The organism is Pantoea sp. E956-1 (assembly GCF_982223955.1).
This window is the reverse complement of record NZ_CEUYZP010000004.1, coordinates 106,754-122,026: the sequence shown is the minus strand read 5'-3', so window position 1 is coordinate 122,026 and position 15,273 is coordinate 106,754. Positions and strand designations below refer to the sequence as shown.

The window sequence follows — 15,273 nt, the reverse complement described above, 5'->3', positions numbered from 1 at the left end:
GCGGGCATTGTCGCGCAGGGAACCGCGGCAATGCCGTTAGCGCATTGATTGCAAAGGGTGACAGTGTGGACAAAGCCGAAGCGCCGCAAGAAAAAAAGCAGTATCAGGAAATTGGTCAGCACCTGCGTCAGCAGATCTGTGACGGGCACTATCCGGTGGGATCGCGCCTGCCGCCTGAACGTCAGCTGGCTGAAACCTGGGGCGTCAGCCGGACCATCGTGCGCGAGGCATTATTGATGCTGGAGCTGGAAGGGACGGTGGATATCCGCCAGAGCTCCGGCGTCTATGTGATGCGTATTCCTTCCGCCAGTGATGATGAAGAAGAGGCCTTCTTCCGCAGCGACGTTGGCCCCTTTGAAATGCTACAGGCACGTCAGTTGCTGGAGAGCAATATTGCAGCCTTTGCCGCAAAAATGGCGACCAAAGCGGACATCGAAAATCTGCGCCGTACGCTGGAACAGGAGCAGCGTGCTATCGCCGCCAACGACAGCAGTCAGGACAACGACAAGTTGTTTCATCTGCTGCTGGCGGGTGCCAGTCAGAATCAGATGCTGCTCGATACCGTCACCAGTATCTGGCGACATCATGACAGCAGCCCGCTCTGGCAGCAGCTGCGCCCGCAGTTTGAAACCCGCGCTTATCGCCTGAAGTGGCTCGGCGATCACCAGACAATCCTGGCCGCTCTGCGTCGGCGTGATGTGATGGGGGCCTGGCAATCGACCTGGCAGCACCTTGAGAACGTCAAGAATACGCTGCTGGAGCTTTCCGACGCCGATGCGCCTGACTTTGATGGCTACCTGTTTGATTCAGTTCCGATCTTTCAGGGGAAACTGATGTGATCGAGATTGTATCGCTCAGCGATGCCCCCCAATTTGCCGATCAGATCATTGACTGGCAGTGGCGCGCATTTGGTGAAGCCACCAGCCGGGCGTTCTTTGCCAGTGTGGTGAACAGCAGCCTTATCGGTGCTGATTTTCCGGTGACTTTCGTTGCCGTGGAGGGGAACAGGGCAGTCGGCACGGTGGGATTCTGGCGCTGCGACCTGATCAGCCGTCAGGATCTTTTCCCCTGGCTGGCGGCGCTCTATGTTGATGAGTCGGTGCGTGGCAAAGGTGTCAGTGAGGCGCTGCAGCAGCATGTCATCACTTATGCACAGGCAAGGGGCTATCCACGGTTGTGGTTATGGTCAACGTTTGGGGGTTACTACGAACGTTATGGCTGGCTGCCACAGGGCGAAGCGCTGGAGTATCCCGCTAAGCCGGTAAAACTCTATTATCGCGACCTGTAAGAGATGCCAGCCGCCATCGCGGCCGCTGGCAACAGAACGCTTAGGGTGCCGGATAGGTATAACGGCGGTGGATCGCCTCAATGCCTTCCAGGATCTCTGCATTTAAGGTCAGATTGACGCTGTCGATATTGATCTGCAACTGTTTAAGCGTAGTGGCGCCCAGCAGTGTGCTGGCCACAAACGGCTGCTGACGCACATAGGCCAGAGCCATCTGCGACGGGTCAATCTGATGCTGCTGAGCCAGTGCCACATATTCGGCAATCGCCTTTTGTGACTGCTCGCCGCTGTAGCGGGTAAAGCGGCTGAACAACGTGTTGCGTGCGCCCGCAGGCTGCGCGCCATTCAGGTATTTGCCGCTTAGCGTACCAAACGCCAGGCTGGAATACGCCAGCAGCTCTACGCCTTCATGCTGGCTGATTTCGGCCAGACCCACTTCAAAGCTGCGGTTCAGCAGGCTGTAGGGATTCTGGATGCTGATAATGCGCGGCAGTTCATGCTTTTCTGCCAGTTGCAGATAGCGCATCACGCCCCACGCGGTTTCGTTCGACACCCCGATATAGCGGATCTTACCGGCGCGCACCTGTTCGGTCAGCGCTTCCAGCGTCTCCAGCAGCGTCACCTGAGCGGTCGTTTCGCTGTACTGATAGCCGAGCTTGCCAAAATAGTTGGTCTGACGCTGTGGCCAGTGCAGCTGGTAGAGATCAAGGTAGTCAGTATTCAGGCGTTTCAGGCTGGCATCGAGTGCTGCGCGGATGTTTTTACGGTCCAGCGCCATATCCGGGCGAATCGACGCATCATTGCCACGTGACGGCCCGGCCACTTTACTGGCCAGAATGATTTTGTCGCGGCTGCCGCGCTGTTTAAGCCAGCTGCCAATATATTGTTCGGTCAGACCCTGGGTTTCCGGACGCGGGGGCACCGGATACATCTCGGCAGTATCAATAAAGTTGATGCCGGAACGGATAGCTAAATCCAGTTGAGCATGGGCGTCGGCTTCGCTGTTCTGTTCGCCAAACGTCATGGTGCCCAACCCCAGCTGACTCACTTCCAGCGTGCTGTGGGGAATACGATGATAGTGCATTGCCAGCTTCCTTTTCTTTATGGAATGGAATGTTGTGTCCTCAGGGACTATAGCGCGAGCAATGGCGGGGAAGGAAGGGGGAAAAGTCGGGGAAATCACCTGCCAGCCGGGAATCGGTGGCAGGTGATTAAATCGGGTACTTAACGTTCAATGATCGTCGAAACCTCATCGCTGTTAATCTGCACCATATGACCCGTCTGGTCTGTGTACTCCACCAGGCCGGTCTCTTTATCAATGCTCGGCTTGCCTTCGGTCATGATCATCCGGCCATCTTTGGTCGCCATGACATAATCAGAACTGCATCCACTTAAGAATGCGGCGGTTACCATCACCAGTGCTACTCCTGCCAACCCTTTCATCACGCCTAATCCTCACAAATGGTCAAGTGCAAACAGTGTAGTAATAAATGGTTTTGCCGGCGGGGTTAATCGTAGAAATCTGAAAATAACCGGGCGAGCAGGCTCGCCCTTGACTTTATCAGGCGTGCTTTTTCTTACCGCGCATCAGGTTAAGACACTCAACCGCCATTGAGAAGAACATAGCGAAATAAATGTAACCTTTTGGTACGTGGACCGCAAAACTCTCCAGGATCAGGGTAAAACCGACCAGAATCAGGAAAGAGAGAGCCAGCATTTTCACTGAAGGATGGCGGTCAACAAACTCACCGATAGCCCGCGCGGCGAACATCATCATCAGCACAGCAATAACCACTGCCGCCATCATAATGAACAGATGATCGGAGAGGCCGATCGCCGTGATCACCGAGTCGAGGCTGAAAATAATGTCGAGCATCATGATCTGCACAATCGCACCCAGGAAGGAATGGACGCGGGTGTTGTGTTCGCCTTCGCTGCCTTCGATCGTCTCATGGATCTCCATGCTCGATTTCCACAGCAGGAACAGTCCACCGAACAGCAGAATCAGATCGCGCGCCGAGAACGCATGATCCATCAGCGTAAAGAGCGGGTTAGTCAGACGGGCCACCCACGCGATAGAGGCCAGCAGGCCAAGACGCATCAGCATTGCGCCCATCAGACCAATGCGACGTGCGCTGGCTTGCTGATGTTTTGGCAGTTTAGCGACCACCAGTGACAGGAAAATGATGTTATCAATACCCAGCACCACCTCAAGGATGGTCAGGGTGCCCAGCGCCAGCCAGGCGTTGGGATCGGAAATCCACTCAAACATACCGACATTTAATCCTAAACGAAAAGTAAACGGCGATTATACGCATTCAATTCGCCGATCTCCCACAAAATTGCGCGACATCAGCGTGAGTAGCGACATTCAGAGGAGAAAATGACGCGCCAGCAGGGGCCCGGTGAAGCTTTTCTTCAGGTAGAAACCGCGCGGCAGCGTCATGATTGGCTGGCCCTGATCGCCGATTCCTTCTGTCAGCGCTTTGCTATTGGCGGCTTTAGGCCGGATTTGCAGCCAGGCACCCTGTCGTGCGGTAATCTGCTCAACGCGCCCCAGCACAATCATATCCATCAGTTCCTCCCAGTCCTGGCGCAGCATCTCATCCTCTTCCGCATCCGGGCTCCATAACAGCGGCGCGCCGACACGGCGTTCCCGCAGCGGAATTTCACGCCCGCCTTCAACCGGGATCCACAATACCCGCGCCAGCTTGTGGCGCACATGGCTGGTGAGCCAGGTCACGCCACTGTTGCCGGTCAGAGGTGCCACGCAGACGAAGGTGGTTTCCAGCGGTTTACCCTGCGCATCAATCGGGATGGTTTTCAGTTCGATACCCAGATGGGCAAAATCCTGTTCCGCCTTGCTGCCTGCGCTGGCACCAAGATGCCACTCCAGTAGCATGCCGACCCAGCCCTTGTCACGTTTGAGATCCGCTGGCATGGGCAGACCGGCGCGCGCAGCCAGGGTTTCCAGGGTCAAACCGGCTAAATCCTGCGCGCGTGCCAGCAGGCTGGCCTCATCCTCGGGTGGTCCTGGCTGGTAACTCATGGTGAACACTCGCAATGATTAAAATTTGTACAATAACGGGTGAGTAAATTCCCTCTCGAAAATATACCGCGCCAGGGATCGATAATAACATGATAGATCATGCTTTTTTTAGCGGTCCTCCCTTATGCCGTCAGCAGGCTGCCAGGGTTATCCCCGGTTACCCGCAACAATGAACAGGATCTCCAGCCCGGTTATCCACAGAAAAATGGGATAACCACCTTATCAGTGCGGTACTGGTTCCATTTACAGCCTTGACTTTTCACGATCTGACCATTATTTCGCCGCTCTGACCTGAGTCTGAGCGATTATCTGTGGATAAAAAGCCATATGCTTATATTTTAGTCAATTGTCAGTTTCCGCGATGATATTCGCTGTTTATAAAGAGCCTGTAGATAACATTATTGATTTAATTTTATTAAAAATCATAGCCCTGTGTTGTCGTCTCTTCCCGGCTCTTTAGCACACACTAAAAATGTTATTCAGTTAACTCCCGCGTTCTGCACAAAGCTATCCACAGAAAAGGTGAATAAGATCGAGCTTTTTCGCGATCATTGTTCATAACTTTGCCATTTTCTGTGAGTTATCCCGGTGATGGTGCCTTAACCCCTCATGAATCCAGTGGTTTACCGCCTGTAAGGAGTGTGAAACAATCAGCTCATTCAAATTTTGCTTTGAGGTAGTCCGGTGATCGATGATGATGGCTACCGCCCGAATGTTGGTATCGTAATCTGTAACCGGCAGGGACAAGTGTTATGGGCCAGGCGCTTTGGACAGCACTCCTGGCAATTTCCTCAGGGAGGCATCAATCCCGGTGAAACCGCAGAACAGGCGATGTATCGCGAACTGTTCGAAGAGGTCGGATTACACCGGAAAGATGTCCGAATACTTGCCTCTACCCGTAACTGGTTGCGTTACAAGTTGCCAAAACGTTTGGTGCGTTGGGACACAAAGCCGGTATGTATCGGCCAGAAACAAAAGTGGTTTCTTCTGCAGTTAATGTGTAATGACGCGGATATCAATGTGCAGCACAGCAGCACGCCGGAGTTCGATGGCTGGCGCTGGGTGAGTTTCTGGTATCCGGTGCGTCAGGTTGTCTCCTTTAAGCGCGACGTTTATCGTCGGGTGATGAAGGAATTCGCTGGCGTGGTGATGTCTATGCAGGAGAGTGCGGGGCAGCGAAATACTCCTGCCCATCGACGTAAGAGAGGATAGGCCACGCCCTTTATGCTCACTCAGTTGCGCGAAATTGTAGAAAAAGTGGCGAGTGCGCCGCGTCTCAATGAAGCACTCGACATCCTGGTTAATGAGATCTGTCTGGCGATGGATACGGAAGTCTGTTCCGTTTACCTCGCCGACCACGATCGTCACTGCTACTACCTGATGGCGACACGCGGACTTAAAAAACCGCGTGGCCGCACCGTGACCCTGGCGTTTGACGAGGGGATCGTCGGTTTAGTAGGCCGTCTGGCCGAACCAATCAACCTTGCTGACGCCCAGAGTCATCCCAGCTTTAAATATATCCCCGCAGTGAAAGAGGAGCGCTATCGCTCCTTCCTCGGCGTGCCGATTATCAGCCGTCGCCAGTTACTTGGCGTGCTGGTGGTGCAGCAGCGCGAGCACCGTCAGTTTGATGAAAGCGAAGAGTCGTTTCTGGTCACCCTTGCCACCCAGATGGCGGCATTGCTGTCGCAGTCGCAGATGGCTCAGCTGTTTGGTCAGTTCCGGCAGACGCGGGTGCGCGCGATTGCCGCTGCGCCTGGCGTGGCGGTGGCACCGGGCTGGGTTGATGAGACGCAGCCACTGCTCGATCAGGTTTCGGCTGCCTCAACGCTGGATGTTCAGCGCGAACGTGAACGTCTCTCGCTCGCCATGAGCGAAGCCACCAGTGAGTTTCGCCGCTTCAGTAAACGCTTCAGCGCCAGCGCTCAGAAAGAGAGTGCGGCCATTTTCGACCTTTACTCTCACCTGTTAACCGATGCCCGCCTGAAAAAAGATCTGTTCGATGAGATCGAACGCGGATCGGTCGCCGAATGGGCAGTAAAACAGGTGATCGAAAAGTTTGCTGAACAGTTTGCCAGCCTGACTGACACCTACCTGCGCGAACGTGCAGGCGATCTGCGGGTGCTGGGTCAGCGCCTGCTGTTTCACCTTGACGATACGCTGGTCGGCACCAATGCCTGGCCGGAACGCTTTGTGCTGGTGGCCGATGAGCTGACCGCCACCACGTTAGCTGAGCTGCCGCAGGAACGGCTGGCGGGCGTGGTGGTGCGTGACGGCGCAGCCAACTCTCATGCGGCGATTCTGACGCGCGCGATGGGGATCCCGACGGTCATGGGCGCGGATATCCAGCCTCATCAGCTCAACAAACGCCTGCTGATCGTCGACGGTTATCGCGGTGAGCTGCTGATCGATCCCGAGCCGGTGCTGGTGCAGGAGTATCAGCGGCTGATCAGCGAAGAGAATGCGCTGAGCAAAATGGCGGAGGGCGTGGTCGATCAGCCCGGTGAGCTGAAAAGTGGCGAACGCGTGCAGGTGATGCTGAATGCCGGATTAAGTCCGGAACATGAGCAGGCGCTGGGCAGCTGGGTTGATGGCATCGGCCTCTACCGCACCGAAATCCCGTTTATGCTGCAGAACGGCTTTCCGTCGGAAGAGGAGCAGGTGGCACAATATCAGGGCATGTTACAGCTCTTTCACAACAAGCCCGTGACGCTGCGCACCCTGGATGTGGGGGCAGATAAACAGCTACCCTACATGCCGATCAGTGAAGAGAATCCCTGTCTGGGCTGGCGCGGCATTCGCCTGACGCTTGATCAACCGGAAATTTTCCTGGTGCAGGTGCGCGCGATGCTGCGTGCTAACGCTGCATCCGGCAATCTCAGTATTCTGCTGCCGATGATCAGTCATATCGACGAGATCGACGATGCAAAACGGCTGATTGATCGCGCAGGGCGCGAAGTCGAAGAGATGCTGGGCTATACGATTCCCGCGCCGCGCATCGGCATCATGATTGAAGTGCCGTCGATGCTGTTTATGATCCCGCATCTGGCGTCACGGGTCGATTTTGTCTCGGTTGGCACCAACGATCTGACCCAGTATCTGCTGGCGGTGGATCGCAACAATACCCGCGTGGCCAATCTCTACGATTCGCTGCATCCGGCGATGCTGCGCGCACTGAATACGATTGCGCAGGAAGCCCGTCTGGCCAATCTGGAATTGTGTCTGTGTGGTGAAATGGCCGGCGATCCAATGTGCGTGGCGCTGCTGGTCGGACTGGGATATCACCATCTCAGCATGAACGGTAAAAACGTACCGCGGGTGAAATACCTGCTGCGCCATCTGGATCACGAAGAGGCGCAGCAGCTCAGCGAGCAGGGGATGAATGCTCATACCGCCACTGAGGTTCGCCATCTGGTCTCGACCTTTATGGAGCGTCGCGGGCTGGGCGGTTTAATCCGCGGCGGTCGCTAAGCGCCACGCCAGGCTATTTTATTTGCCATTCTGGCCCCGGGCAGTGCTCACCATCCTCACGTACTACGTGTACGCTCCGGTTGTTGCGCGCTGTACATGACCAGTCTGGCTGCAACAATGTACGCCTGACGGGTCAGGCTATTTTATTTGCCATTCTGGCCCCGGGCAGTGCTCACAATCCTCACGTACTACGTGTACGCTCCGGTTGTTGCGCGCTGTTCGTGACCAGTCTGGCTGCAACAATGTACGCCTGACGAGCCAGACTCTGGGCGTTATCCGCGTTTACATTTGCGGGACAATTCACAAAACCGGCTGTGCTATGATGCGCAGCCTTAATTTATGTGCCTGACAACGCCCCTTTTCAGGGTTGAAAAATAGACGGTGAATGATGAATAACGGCTATATTGCATTTCCGCAGTTCGATCCGGTGATCTTCTCGATTGGACCGGTTTCGCTTCACTGGTACGGTCTGATGTATCTGGTGGGCTTTGTTTTCGCCATGTGGCTGGCTGTCCGCCGCGCCAATCAGCCGGGCAGCGGCTGGAAAAAAGAGGAAGTGGAGAACCTGCTTTATGCCGGTTTCCTGGGGGTCTTCCTGGGTGGACGCATCGGCTATGTGTTGTTCTACAACTTACCGCTGTTCCTGGAAAATCCACTCTATCTGTTCAAAGTCTGGGATGGCGGTATGTCGTTCCACGGTGGCCTCATCGGGGTCATTGTCGTCATGCTGGTCTTTGCCCGCCGCACCCGACGTAATTTCTTCCAGGTGGCTGATTTCATCGCGCCGCTGATCCCGTTCGGTCTGGGGGCTGGTCGTCTCGGCAACTTCATTAACGGTGAGCTCTGGGGCCGTGTCGATCCGGGCTTCCGCTATGCCATGCTGTTCCCTGGCTCACGCAGCGAAGATGTCGCGCTGGCCGCCACTAATCCGCAATACCAGGCGCTGCTCAATACCTATGGCGTGCTGCCGCGTCATGCTTCGCAGCTCTATGAACTGGTGCTGGAAGGAATAGTGCTGTTTATCATCCTGAATCTGTTTATTCGTAAGCCACGCCCGATGGGCAGCGTCTCTGGCCTGTTCCTGATTGGCTATGGCGCATTCCGTATTATCGTTGAGTTCTTCCGCCAGCCGGATGCCCAGCTTGGCCTGTTTGAAGGCGGAATCAGTATGGGACAGATCCTCTCTGTGCCGATGATTGTTGCCGGAATTATTATGATGATCTGGGCGTATCGTCGTCGCCCGCAGCCACAATTTCGCGAGGAAAAATGAAACAGTATCTGGATTTAATGCAACATGTGCTGCACGAAGGCACACCAAAAGCTGACCGTACCGGCACCGGTACGCTTTCAATTTTTGGTCATCAGATGCGTTTCAATCTGCAGGATGGTTTTCCGCTGGTCACCACCAAGAAATGTCATATCCGCTCGATTATTCATGAGCTGCTGTGGTTTCTGAAAGGCGATACCAACATCGGTTATCTCAAAGAAAACAACGTCTCTATCTGGGATGAGTGGGCGGATGAGAATGGCGATCTCGGCCCGGTGTATGGCAAACAGTGGCGCAGCTGGGGAACGGCCAGCGGCCAGGAGATTGACCAGTTAAGCCAGGTGATGGAGCAGCTGAAGCGCGATCCCGACTCACGCCGGATTATCGTTTCTGCCTGGAACGTCGGCGAGCTGAGCGAGATGGCGCTGGCTCCTTGCCACGCGTTCTTCCAGTTCTACGTGGCGGACGGCAAGCTCTCCTGCCAGCTTTATCAGCGCTCGTGCGACATCTTCCTGGGCCTGCCGTTTAACATCGCCAGCTATGCGCTGCTGGTACATATGGTGGCGCAGCAGTGCGATCTGCAGGTGGGCGACTTCGTCTGGACTGGCGGTGATACCCACCTCTACAGTAACCATCTGGAGCAGGCGCGCCTGCAGCTGACCCGCGAACCGCGTCCGCTGCCGACGCTGGTGATCAAACGTAAACCGGCGTCACTGTTTGACTATCAGTTCGACGATTTTGAGATTGAAGGCTACGATCCGCATCCTGCGATCAAAGCCCCTGTCGCCATCTGATTCGCGATAAAAGATAACGCCCTGGCTCTTCCGCCGGGGCTTTTTTTTGCCCGCAAACCGGTAAATCTGCGGCAAGGCTCGCACGCTTCTGCTAATTCATGCTGTTGGGAAAGATTCTCTGCGACCTGCTTTCCAGCCTGCCAAACCGCGCCTTGTTTCATCTGTTCGTCACCCGCACTCTGACACCATGAAAACAGCACACTTACGCGGTTTTACCCTGCCGGAACTGCTGCTGGTGATGGTGATTGCCGGCATGCTGAGTGTTGCCGCGCTGCATGGCTGGCAACGCTGGCAACAGCGGCAGCAACTGCGCGACAGTGCCCAGCAACTGCAGGGATTCCTGCTTCGGCTGCGTGCCCAGGCCAACCGGCAAAATAGCGACCTGATTTTATGGTCATGGCCTGGCGATCCCTGGTGCATCGGTGCCGGAAGCCGCCCCGTAGCAGGCTGTGATAGCCGAAAACGGCTGCAATTCGTGGCGCCACACGCTGGCGTTGCGCTCTATGGCATCCGGGGTGAACCGGGCTTCTTTGGCCGACGTAATGTGGCCCGGGCGGGCAGCATTGAGCTGGGTAATAGCGCCGGGCGAATGCGCCTGATTATCTCGGCCAGAGCCCGTATTCGCCTCTGCATGACGGATGAGGAGACATGTCGTTGAAGATCGCCGGATTCAGCCTGCTGGAAATGCTGATCGCCCTGGCAATCAGCGCCGTCGTGATGTTAAGTGCTGGCCGTTTTCTGCCGCTACTGCTGGCAGAGAACGCCGGCGTGCTGCAACGGGCGCAGCTGCGTCAGGAGTTACAGCAGATGATGGCGACGCTGGAAAAAGCGGTGCGGCGTGCCGGTTATTGTCACGGTGAGTGTGGCAGTGGGGCGCTGCAAATCAGAGAGAACTGCCTGCTGCTGCGCTGGGATGAGAACAGCAACGGTAAATGGGAAGGGGTGAGCCAGGCAGAGAGTGACTATTACGGTTATCGCCTTCGACAACAGCAGCTTGAGATGCAGCGAGGTGTTGACCAGTGTCAGTCAGCGGGCTGGGAGCGGCTGTCCGATCCCGCGTTTATGACGCTGGAGCAGTTCAGCGTCAGTCAGCAGGGCGCGCAGGTCAGGCTAGTGCTGCAGGGACGGGCCGGACGCTGGCTTGAAACGGTGGAAAGCTGGGTTGAGGCAGAAAATCTGTGAAGCAGCGAGGCAGCAGCGCTCTGGGCATGGTGTTGATGATTATGGTCATCGGCAGCTTTACGTTGCATGCCAGCCGTAAGATGTCTGAGCAGGGAATGCGACTGCTGGCAGATGAGCAGCAGTTTATTCAGGATTTCTGGCGGGCGCAGTCTGCGCTGCATTGGGGCTTCTCCCTGAGCTGGTCAGCCAGTGAGGCGGCCAGCTGTCAGCAGGATGATCGCCAGGGCTGGCGCAGCTGTTTACAACGAGGTGAAAAGGATGAAGGTCTGCTTAAAGGGGAGGCCAGCGGCAGTGGTATGGCGGTCTGGCAGTGGGTGCGGTTACGGGGTAATCAGGTTACCGCGTTGTCGCACGGCTGGATCGACTACTGCCCGCTCACGCCCCCGGCCGCCTGCCAGTAAGCGCGGTGGATTCAGCCTGCCGGAAGTGTTATTTGCTCTGCTGTTAATGGCATTAAGCAGCAGCACGCTGTTGCACTATCATCGCGCACTGGCACTGGGATTCAGCCAGCAGTGGTATCAGCGTGAGGCATGGCGGGTGGCTGAGCAGCGACTGATGGGACATGAGAGTCCCGGCTGGACCTCAATACTGCAACAGCAGAGCGGCCCTTCAGGTTGCACCCTGGATCGGGCTGACGTAACAGGCCCCCGGCAGCGCAGTGCCACCCTGACGCGGCTGCGATGTGAACTCTCCCCGGGCGCCCTTTTAATGGGCTTCAACCGCGATACGCGGTAAAGTGACAGAGCCGCAATACCGCTGTCATGTTCTGAGTTATCACAGGAGTTTTCATGTTTCACGTTTATCACTCAAATCAGCTTGATGTGCTGAAGATTCTGGCGGCTGCGGTGATTAAACATGACCCTCTTGATGATCCCTTCGCCTCAGAAATGGTGCTGGTGCAGAGTCCGGGTATGGCGCAGTGGCTGCAAATGGAGCTGGCGCAAACCTTTGGTATCGCTGCCAATATTGAATTCCCGCTGCCCGCCAGTTTTATCTGGGAGATGTTCGTCCGCGTACTGCCCGATATCCCGGTAGAAAGTGCTTTCAGTAAAGCCAGCATGGGCTGGAAGCTGATGCACCGGCTGCCGGAGATGCTGAAGCACGAAGAGTTTGCTTCTCTGCGCCACTATCTCCATGACGATGGCGACAAGCGGAAACTGTTTCAGCTCAGCTCCCGCGTAGCCGATCTGTTCGACCAGTATCTGGTCTATCGTGCTGACTGGCTCAACAGCTGGGAACGGGGCGAAATCATTGAGGGGCTGGGTGAAGCGCAGCGCTGGCAGGCCGCACTGTGGCGCGATCTGGTCAGTTATACCCAGGCGCTGCGCCAGCCTGAATGGCACCGCGCCAACCTCTATGCGCGATTTATCCAGACGCTGGAGCAGGCGAAAAGCACGCCGGAAAATCTGCCCAAACGGGTTTTTATCTGTGGCATCTCTGCGCTGCCGCCGGTCTATCTGCAGGCATTGCAGGCGCTGGGACGTCACATCGATATCCATCTGCTGTTCACCAATCCCTGCCGCGATTACTGGGGTGATATTCAGGATTATGCGTTTCTGGCGAAACTGCAAAGCCGTCAGCGCCGACGCCATGGTGCTGATGAATCACGCGGACTCTTCCGGGATGCTGAGCAGGCACCGGCGCTGTTTAACGATGCCGGTGAACAGCAACTGACCAACCCTTTGCTCGCCTCCTGGGGCAAGCTGGGGCGTGACAACCTGTTTCTGCTGAGTCAGATGGAGTCAAACGACGACATCGATGCTTTTGTCGATGTGGAGCCGGACAACCTGCTGCACTGTATGCAGCACGATCTTCTCAATCTGCAGGATAACGCCATTATCGGACTGAATGCGGCGGAACTGGCACACAGCGATCAGAAGCGCTGCCTGGATCCGGAGGATCGATCAATAGCGGTGCAGGTCTGCCACAGTGCCCAGCGCGAAGTTGAAGTGTTGCAGGATCATCTGCTGGCGATGATGGAGGCCGATCCGACGCTGAAAGCGCGTGACATCATCGTTATGGTGGCGGATATCGACGCCTACGCCCCATTTATTCAGGCCGTCTTCGCCAATGCACCTGCCGATCGCTATCTGCCGTTTGCGATTTCGGATCGCCGTGCCAGTCAGGCTCATCCGGCCATTGTGGCATTTCTTCATCTGCTGGCACTGCCGGACAGCCGTTTTGTCTCGGAGGATGTGCTGGCACTGCTCGATGTCCCGGCGCTCGCTTCCCACTTCGCCATTGATGAAAGTGGCCTGCGTTTACTGCGGCGCTGGGTCAGCGAATCGGGGGTACGCTGGGGGCTGGATGATGCCAGCGTAGAAGCCCTGTCACTTCCGGTTACCGGCCAGCACACCTGGCGCTTTGGCCTGCAGCGTATGCTGCTGGGTTATGCGATGGAGAGCCACAACGGTGACTGGGAAGGAATTCTGCCTTATGACGAGTCGGGTGGTCTGGTGGGGGAGCTGGCGGGACATCTGGCAGAACTGCTCTCCCGGCTTAATCACTGGCGGCAACTGCTTGCCGAACCCCGGCCACTGGCGGCCTGGCTACCTCTGTGCCGGGAACTGCTCAATGCCTTTTTCAGCCCCGATGCAGAAACCGAGGCTGCCTTGCTGCTGGTGGAAGAGCAGTGGCAGCAATTGATTGAATATGGCATGGATGCGCGGTTTGAAGAGGCGATTCCGGTGGCGCTGTTGCGCGATGATCTGCGAAGCCGGCTTGATCAACAGCGCATCAGCCAGCGTTTCCTGGCGGGGCAGATTAACTTCTGTACTCTGATGCCAATGCGCTCCATTCCTTTTCAGCTGGTCTGTTTGCTGGGCATGAACGACGGCGTCTATCCACGCACGTTAGCGCCGTTAGGCTTTGATCTGATGCAGCAGCAGTCCCGTAAAGGCGACCGCAGCCGCCGCGATGATGATCGTTATCTCTTCCTGGAGGCGATGATCTCGGCGCAGCAGCAGCTCTATATCAGTTATATCGGCCGGGCGATTCAGGATAATACGGAACGCTACCCCTCGGTGCTGGTCACAGAACTGCTGGATTACATTGGACAGAGTTTTTATCTGGACGGTGAGGGTCATCTTGAACTGGATGAAAGTGCCGAACGGGTGCGGATGCACCTGCAGCACCTGCACAGCCGGATGCCGTTTGCCGCCGAGAACTTCCAGCCAGCGGCCAGACTGCAAAGTTTCGCCCGTGAGTGGTTGCCTGCCGCGCGGGGCGCGGGGCAGCCCCAGCCCGATTTTGTGCAGCCGCTGGAGGCGCCGTTAATTGATGCGCTCACGCTGGAGGCGTTCCTGCGCTTCTGGCGACATCCGGTCCGGGCCTGGTTCCACCAGCGGCTTGGCGTGAGTTTCTGGCTGGAGGAGAACGAACTGCCCGACAGCGAGCCGTTTGCGCTCGACAACCTTGAGCGTTATCAGATCAACGCGCAGTTGCTGAATGCCCTGGTCGAAGGCGAGGATACTCAGCGGCTCTATGCGCACCATCGTGCGGCCGGTAATCTGCCTTATGGCGCGTTTGGTGAGCTGTTCTGGCAGGCACAGCGCGATGAGATGCAGGAAGTAGCGGCAGAAGTGGTCACCCAGCGCAGCGACGGCGAGAGCTGGGAAGTGAATCTGCAACTGGCGCAGGTCAGCTTAACCGGGTGGCTGACACAGGTACAGAGTGATGGATTGCTGCGCTGGCGGCCTGGCGTACTCAACATGAACGACGGACTGCTACTCTGGCTGGAACATCTGGTCTACTGCGCGCTGGGTGGCACCGGCAGCAGCCGGATGTTTGGCCGGCAGCAGAGCCGCTGGTGCTTCCTTGCCGTGCCGCAGGCAGAGGCGATTGCTGCGCTGAATGAGTATGTCACGGGGTATCTTGTGGGTATGCGTCAGCCGCTGATGCTGCTTAATAAAAGTGGCGGCGCATGGCTGACCGCCAGCTACGACAAAAAAAGTCAGCAGTTACTGACTGATGAGGCAACCCAGCTTAAGGCGCGTAATCGCCTGCTGACGGCATGGTCAGGCAACTATCAGATTGAGGGTGAAGGCAGCGATCCCTATCTGCAACGTCTTTGCCGGGTGCTGGATGAGCCACAACTACAGCAGATAACTGAGGCGGCACAGCGCTGGTATTTACCGGTGCTGGCTGCACATCAGGATGATGAATAGCAGGTCAGAAAGCGTTTTTGCTGACTGACTCATTACACAGAAATTTTGCTCTGCTTTGA

At 56.4% G+C, this 15,273-nt stretch carries 15 protein-coding genes; 11 read left to right on the top strand and 4 right to left on the bottom strand.

The window, feature by feature from the left end; translation table 11 throughout:
* The first annotated feature begins 65 nt into the window (after nucleotides 1-65).
* Both AC0T7J_RS13110 and AC0T7J_RS13105 read left to right on the top strand, forming a co-directional pair.
* Nucleotides 66-839 (top strand): FCD domain-containing protein, encoded by a 774-nt coding sequence (locus AC0T7J_RS13110; protein WP_010248663.1) that lies wholly within the window; start codon nucleotides 66-68, stop codon nucleotides 837-839.
* Nucleotides 836-1,288: a GNAT family N-acetyltransferase gene (locus AC0T7J_RS13105; RefSeq protein ID WP_473794739.1), complete on the top strand. Its 453-nt coding sequence runs from the start codon at nucleotides 836-838 to the stop codon at nucleotides 1,286-1,288. The genes AC0T7J_RS13110 and AC0T7J_RS13105 overlap by 4 nt, the downstream gene beginning before the upstream one ends.
* Nucleotides 1,289-1,328: 40 nt before the next feature.
* Here AC0T7J_RS13105 and AC0T7J_RS13100 read toward each other — a convergent pair whose 3' ends face one another.
* The 4 genes from AC0T7J_RS13100 to mutH form a co-directional block, all read right to left on the bottom strand.
* Entirely contained in the window at nucleotides 1,329-2,369 is a 1,041-nt protein-coding gene (locus AC0T7J_RS13100) for an NADP(H)-dependent aldo-keto reductase (RefSeq protein WP_473794738.1), read from the bottom strand.
* Nucleotides 2,370-2,509: 140 nt separating this feature from the next.
* Nucleotides 2,510-2,728 (bottom strand): YgdI/YgdR family lipoprotein, encoded by a 219-nt coding sequence (locus tag AC0T7J_RS13095; RefSeq protein WP_003853956.1) that lies wholly within the window; start codon nucleotides 2,726-2,728, stop codon nucleotides 2,510-2,512.
* 118 nt (nucleotides 2,729-2,846) lie between these two features.
* Nucleotides 2,847-3,557: a TerC family protein gene (locus AC0T7J_RS13090; protein WP_473794735.1), complete on the bottom strand. Its 711-nt coding sequence runs from the start codon at nucleotides 3,555-3,557 to the stop codon at nucleotides 2,847-2,849.
* A gap of 99 nt (nucleotides 3,558-3,656) precedes the next feature.
* On the bottom strand, nucleotides 3,657-4,334 hold the full coding sequence (gene mutH / locus AC0T7J_RS13085; RefSeq protein WP_473794733.1) for a DNA mismatch repair endonuclease MutH: 678 nt from the start codon (nucleotides 4,332-4,334) through the stop codon (nucleotides 3,657-3,659).
* Between the two features lie 684 nt (nucleotides 4,335-5,018).
* Between mutH and rppH the strand changes: the two genes are divergently transcribed.
* From rppH to recC, 9 genes are all read left to right on the top strand, one after another.
* Nucleotides 5,019-5,546 (top strand): RNA pyrophosphohydrolase, encoded by a 528-nt coding sequence (gene rppH, locus AC0T7J_RS13080; RefSeq protein ID WP_031593707.1) that lies wholly within the window; start codon nucleotides 5,019-5,021, stop codon nucleotides 5,544-5,546.
* A gap of 12 nt (nucleotides 5,547-5,558) precedes the next feature.
* Entirely contained in the window at nucleotides 5,559-7,805 is a 2,247-nt protein-coding gene (gene ptsP, locus AC0T7J_RS13075) for a phosphoenolpyruvate--protein phosphotransferase (protein WP_473794731.1), read from the top strand.
* A 388-nt stretch (nucleotides 7,806-8,193) separates the two neighbouring features.
* On the top strand, nucleotides 8,194-9,075 hold the full coding sequence (gene lgt / locus AC0T7J_RS13070; RefSeq protein WP_473794997.1) for a prolipoprotein diacylglyceryl transferase: 882 nt from the start codon (nucleotides 8,194-8,196) through the stop codon (nucleotides 9,073-9,075).
* Nucleotides 9,072-9,866 (top strand): thymidylate synthase, encoded by a 795-nt coding sequence (gene thyA, locus AC0T7J_RS13065; protein ID WP_473794729.1) that lies wholly within the window; start codon nucleotides 9,072-9,074, stop codon nucleotides 9,864-9,866. Before lgt ends, thyA begins: the two co-directional genes overlap by 4 nt.
* A gap of 187 nt (nucleotides 9,867-10,053) precedes the next feature.
* Nucleotides 10,054-10,524, top strand: a complete 471-nt coding sequence (locus tag AC0T7J_RS13060; protein ID WP_473794727.1) for a prepilin-type N-terminal cleavage/methylation domain-containing protein — start codon at nucleotides 10,054-10,056, stop codon at nucleotides 10,522-10,524.
* Nucleotides 10,521-11,048 carry a prepilin peptidase-dependent protein gene (locus AC0T7J_RS13055; RefSeq protein WP_473794995.1) on the top strand — a complete coding sequence of 176 codons (528 nt, stop codon included), beginning with the start codon at nucleotides 10,521-10,523 and terminating at the stop codon, nucleotides 11,046-11,048. The genes AC0T7J_RS13060 and AC0T7J_RS13055 overlap by 4 nt, the downstream gene beginning before the upstream one ends.
* Nucleotides 11,045-11,449 carry a DUF2509 family protein gene (locus AC0T7J_RS13050; protein ID WP_473794725.1) on the top strand — a complete coding sequence of 135 codons (405 nt, stop codon included), beginning with the start codon at nucleotides 11,045-11,047 and terminating at the stop codon, nucleotides 11,447-11,449. Before AC0T7J_RS13055 ends, AC0T7J_RS13050 begins: the two co-directional genes overlap by 4 nt.
* Before the next feature lie 25 nt (nucleotides 11,450-11,474).
* On the top strand, nucleotides 11,475-11,783 hold the full coding sequence (locus AC0T7J_RS13045; RefSeq protein ID WP_473794723.1) for a prepilin-type N-terminal cleavage/methylation domain-containing protein: 309 nt from the start codon (nucleotides 11,475-11,477) through the stop codon (nucleotides 11,781-11,783).
* A gap of 53 nt (nucleotides 11,784-11,836) precedes the next feature.
* Nucleotides 11,837-15,214 (top strand): exodeoxyribonuclease V subunit gamma, encoded by a 3,378-nt coding sequence (gene recC / locus AC0T7J_RS13040; RefSeq protein ID WP_473794721.1) that lies wholly within the window; start codon nucleotides 11,837-11,839, stop codon nucleotides 15,212-15,214.
* The last annotated feature ends 59 nt before the right edge of the window (nucleotides 15,215-15,273 follow it).

What these genes read in the sequence shown, in the direction of transcription:
- AC0T7J_RS13100 (WP_473794738.1), bottom strand. Translation starts at nt 2,369, where the DNA reads ATGCACTATCATCGTATTCCCCACAGCACGCTGGAAGTGAGTCAGCTG.
- AC0T7J_RS13095 (WP_003853956.1), bottom strand. Translation starts at nt 2,728, where the DNA reads ATGAAAGGGTTGGCAGGAGTAGCACTGGTGATGGTAACCGCCGCATTC.
- AC0T7J_RS13090 (WP_473794735.1), bottom strand. Translation starts at nt 3,557, where the DNA reads ATGTTTGAGTGGATTTCCGATCCCAACGCCTGGCTGGCGCTGGGCACC.
- mutH (WP_473794733.1), bottom strand. Translation starts at nt 4,334, where the DNA reads ATGAGTTACCAGCCAGGACCACCCGAGGATGAGGCCAGCCTGCTGGCA.
- ptsP (WP_473794731.1), top strand. Translation starts at nt 5,559, where the DNA reads ATGCTCACTCAGTTGCGCGAAATTGTAGAAAAAGTGGCGAGTGCGCCG.
- lgt (WP_473794997.1), top strand. Translation starts at nt 8,194, where the DNA reads ATGAATAACGGCTATATTGCATTTCCGCAGTTCGATCCGGTGATCTTC.
- thyA (WP_473794729.1), top strand. Translation starts at nt 9,072, where the DNA reads ATGAAACAGTATCTGGATTTAATGCAACATGTGCTGCACGAAGGCACA.
- AC0T7J_RS13060 (WP_473794727.1), top strand. Translation starts at nt 10,054, where the DNA reads ATGAAAACAGCACACTTACGCGGTTTTACCCTGCCGGAACTGCTGCTG.
- recC (WP_473794721.1), top strand. Translation starts at nt 11,837, where the DNA reads ATGTTTCACGTTTATCACTCAAATCAGCTTGATGTGCTGAAGATTCTG.